3 protein-coding genes are annotated in these 3509 nt (G+C 55.5%); all 3 read right to left on the reverse strand.

The window, feature by feature from the left end:
- The coding region (locus HMPREF7545_RS10335) for a SpoIVB peptidase S55 domain-containing protein (protein ID WP_006693881.1) at positions 1 to 1026 on the reverse strand (1026 nt) is incomplete at its 3' end.
- A 165-nt stretch (positions 1027 to 1191) separates the two neighbouring features.
- Positions 1192 to 2532, reverse strand: coding sequence for an MFS transporter (locus HMPREF7545_RS01430; RefSeq protein ID WP_040571093.1), 1341 nt, complete (start codon positions 2530 to 2532; stop codon positions 1192 to 1194).
- Between the two features lie 143 nt (positions 2533 to 2675).
- Positions 2676 to 3332, reverse strand: a complete 657-nt coding sequence (locus HMPREF7545_RS01435) for a BUD32 family EKC/KEOPS complex subunit (RefSeq protein WP_248681266.1) — start codon at positions 3330 to 3332, stop codon at positions 2676 to 2678.
- Positions 3333 to 3509: the final 177 nt, after the last annotated feature.

Raw genomic sequence — 3509 nt, forward strand, 5'->3', positions numbered from 1 at the left:
GAGAATGCCTGCAACCCCCGTCTCACGGTCCTGGTTGACGCGTCCGATGATGCTGCCGATGTTCGCGATCTTCACGCCGTTGCTCTGGCCCGCAATCGTTCCGATCACATCCGCATCGGTCATAAAGTAGTTGACATTCCCCTTATGCATAAAAGAATGCCCAAACGCCACGATCTTCTTCCCGTCAACCGCTGTCACCGTCCCCGTCGCGCCAATGCTGAAATCGCCGTACACCAGCGCCACACCGACCGGCTGTCCGGCCGTGAGCGTCGCGTCGTAGCGTGTATGAATTTTCGTGTTCGCCCCAGAGGCCGCCAGCGGAAGAAAGGAGGTGTCCGCAGGCAGCTTATCCTGCAGATAGCGCAGCCCCGCCGCATTGAAGCCGCTCGTAAAGAAATACGCCTTCTCCTCCGGTTCTGCCGTATCTGTTTCCTTCTTTTCCGGAGGAACATCGGCATCCGAGGGAGTCTTATCGCCTGCGGCGGCTTCGTCCGCCGGTTTCTCTTCCACAGGCTCCTTCTTTTCCCCCTTGAGCGCCGCAATCATGTCGCGCCACTCCGCCTCGCGTTCCGCACGCGTCATCTTCGCAACTGCCTTCTCGCGCTCACGCAGCTGCTCTTTCTCCTTCGCCTTCTTGCGCTCCTCGACCGCCTTGACGACATCAACCGTATTTATGGTCGTTTGATTCTTCTTATCCGGCATCGTCCAGAGCGGCGTCATGTCCTCAATCGGCGTAATGAAGAATGTATAGGGACTGAGATCCTTCAGTCCTGCTGCAAGCGCACCGACAAGACGTCCGTCCACATAGACCGGACTGCCGCTCATCCCCTGCATAACGCCGCCGACATGCTCGATAAAGTCGCCGCTTGTCCGCGCCATAATCATGCGCTGAGAGCCTTTTCCGCCCTCCATCGCACCAAGGATTTCAACGGGGAACGTGCGGATCTCCCCCGATGTATCGAGTACCGTATACGCCGTTCCCTGCATGCCCGCCGTCACCTCGCTGTATGGGAGAATCGGCGGCATCGCATGGATTGCCGGCGCATGAAAATTTATTGCCAACGCAAAAAGAGACGCCGCTGCAAGGCGTTTCAAAGAATATCGCAAAATGTCACCTCAAAAAAATATGCTACAATAGAGTTTATCTGCCCTATTGTAGCACAGTCAAGAAATTTTCGCTAGTTTTTTCCGTCAGCTGAGGGAATGCTCCAACTCCTCGAGCGTCTGCTGCTTGCTCTCACGTCCGAGGAGAATCACCGTGCCCGAAATCAGTGCAAAGACCGCTGCGAACATCATAAAGATGCCGCTCATGGGGAACGCATTCGCGAGCATCACACCCACGAGCATCGGTGCAATCATGCCGCCGATCCGTCCAAAACCCGCTGCCCATCCGCTGCCGAGCGCGCGCATCGCCGTCGGGTACTGCTCCGGCGTGTAGGTGTAAATCACGCCCCATGCGCCAAGATTAAAGAAGCTCATCGCCGCGCCCCAGACGAGAAGCGGCGTGACATCGCCCGCATTGCCGAAGAAATAGCTGCACACGCCGCTCATCAAGAGGAACAGCCCGAGCGTATAACGCCGCCCGATCACATCCACCAGATATGCTGCCGCATAGTACCCCGGCAGCTGCGCCACCGTCATAATGAGCACATACTCAAACGTCTTCACAATTGCGAAGCCCTGTGAATACACGATTGACGGCAGCCACATAAAGATCCCATAGTAACTGAACACAATGCCGAACCACGCGAGCCAGAGCATCGTCGTACGGCGGCGCATCCCCTTCGCCCAAAGCGCTGCAAAGCCCGGCGTCTCCACGCGCTCCGCCTCCACCCTGCCCGGTGCAAGCTGATCAAGGAACGGACGCTCCGGCAGCTTCAACTGTCGCTCAATATCAGAGATGATGGCCTTTGCCTCATCCACACGTCCCTTCGAGAGGAGATAACGGATCGACTCCGGCATATGCAGCCGCAGGAGGAATACATAGAGTGCGGGCAGCGTACCGATGAGAAAGGCAGCCTGCCAGCCAAAGGCCGGAATCAGCAGATAGGCAATGCACGCTGCCGCGAGCCAACCGAGTCCCCAGAAGCTCTCAAGCAGAACGATGAAGCGCCCGCGCAGACGTGCCGGCGCATACTCGCTCATCAGCGTCGCCGCAACAGGCAGCTCTCCGCCCAAACCAAATCCTACAAGGAAGCGGAACACGAGCAAGGACTCATAACTCCACGCCACAGCACACAATCCCGTTGATATACTGTAAAGAAGCACGGTAATGGTGAACACCTGCTTGCGCCCAATACGGTCCGCAACCGTTCCCGCCAGGACTGCCCCCAGAGCCATACCGATCAGACCGATCGATCCGATCCATCCCGCCTGCGCCGGCGTGAGCCCCCACTCACGCGCCAGCACCGGCAGCACAAATGCAATCAGTCCCGTATCCATCGCATCAAATAGCCATCCCAGCCCCGTCACAGCCAACAGTTTGTACTGAAAGCGACCGAGCGGAAGCTGTTCTAAACGATCCAGCAACATAGTAAATACCCCCTTAAAGATACAGTCCGCAGCGTCAAATTTTTCATAATATAGACGCATGAATCACAAAAAGAAAAGGGGAAATATCCCCTGCAAGAAACAAATATCCGGCCAAAAACGCCCCATCCTATTCCGACAGCACTCTATTTGCGAAAGAAGTGCAGCGTCTGATAGACACTCTCCAAATCGCGCCCTGTATAGCGCAGGCCAATCTGCAGAACCAGAAGGAGGAGGTTAAACCGCCCAAAATAAGCGCGCGCACGTATTGCATAGTGCGGCTGTATACGCGCATAGACAGCAAATGCCCCCGCTGCCAGCAGCGGACCATCATTCCCCATCTCCTTGAAAATACTCTGCATGAAAATCAATAGATCACGCAAAATGCGCTTTTCCCGAGAAAGCCCCACGATGATGCCATCCTCAAAGTCGAGCAAGGTGACCTCTTGACCATCCCATACCATATCTTTCAGCGCAGGCCGCCCATGATGAATCCCAAGCGCATGCAGCGCCGCAAGATTCTCCGCCGCAGAAGAAAGTATGGTCTGCGCCGCCTGTACAGGAAGATCCGCATCTCCTAGTACGTCAATCAGATTGTCCCCGCAATCCGCCAGTGCAAGCCATTCGTCACCAGCGGCAAAAACCTCAGGCACACGAATCCCGCGCGCAGAGAGCCGCCGCAGACGTCCTGTCTCAAAGCGCAGCGCTCTCCTCCCATCTGGATCCGCACTGGGCTGTAAAATACCAAGTCCAAAGAAAAGGCATGCCCTGCGTGCAAAACGAAGCCAGGATACATTGCGCACCGGCTCTGCCTGCTTGACCCAAATCTTCTCTCCCGCATAAGAACAGGAAAAAATACGAACGCTTTTATGTTTCCAAATTTCCTTCTGTACAAACGCTTGTCTGCTCATCTGTATTCACCTCTGAGCCACAGCCATTTATAAAGGCAATAAAAGGAAAAAGACCCGTGATATTATCCA

It is taken from the genome of Centipeda noxia ATCC 43541 (genome assembly GCF_000160555.1).
Lineage (GTDB): Bacteria > Bacillota > Negativicutes > Selenomonadales > Selenomonadaceae > Centipeda > Centipeda noxia.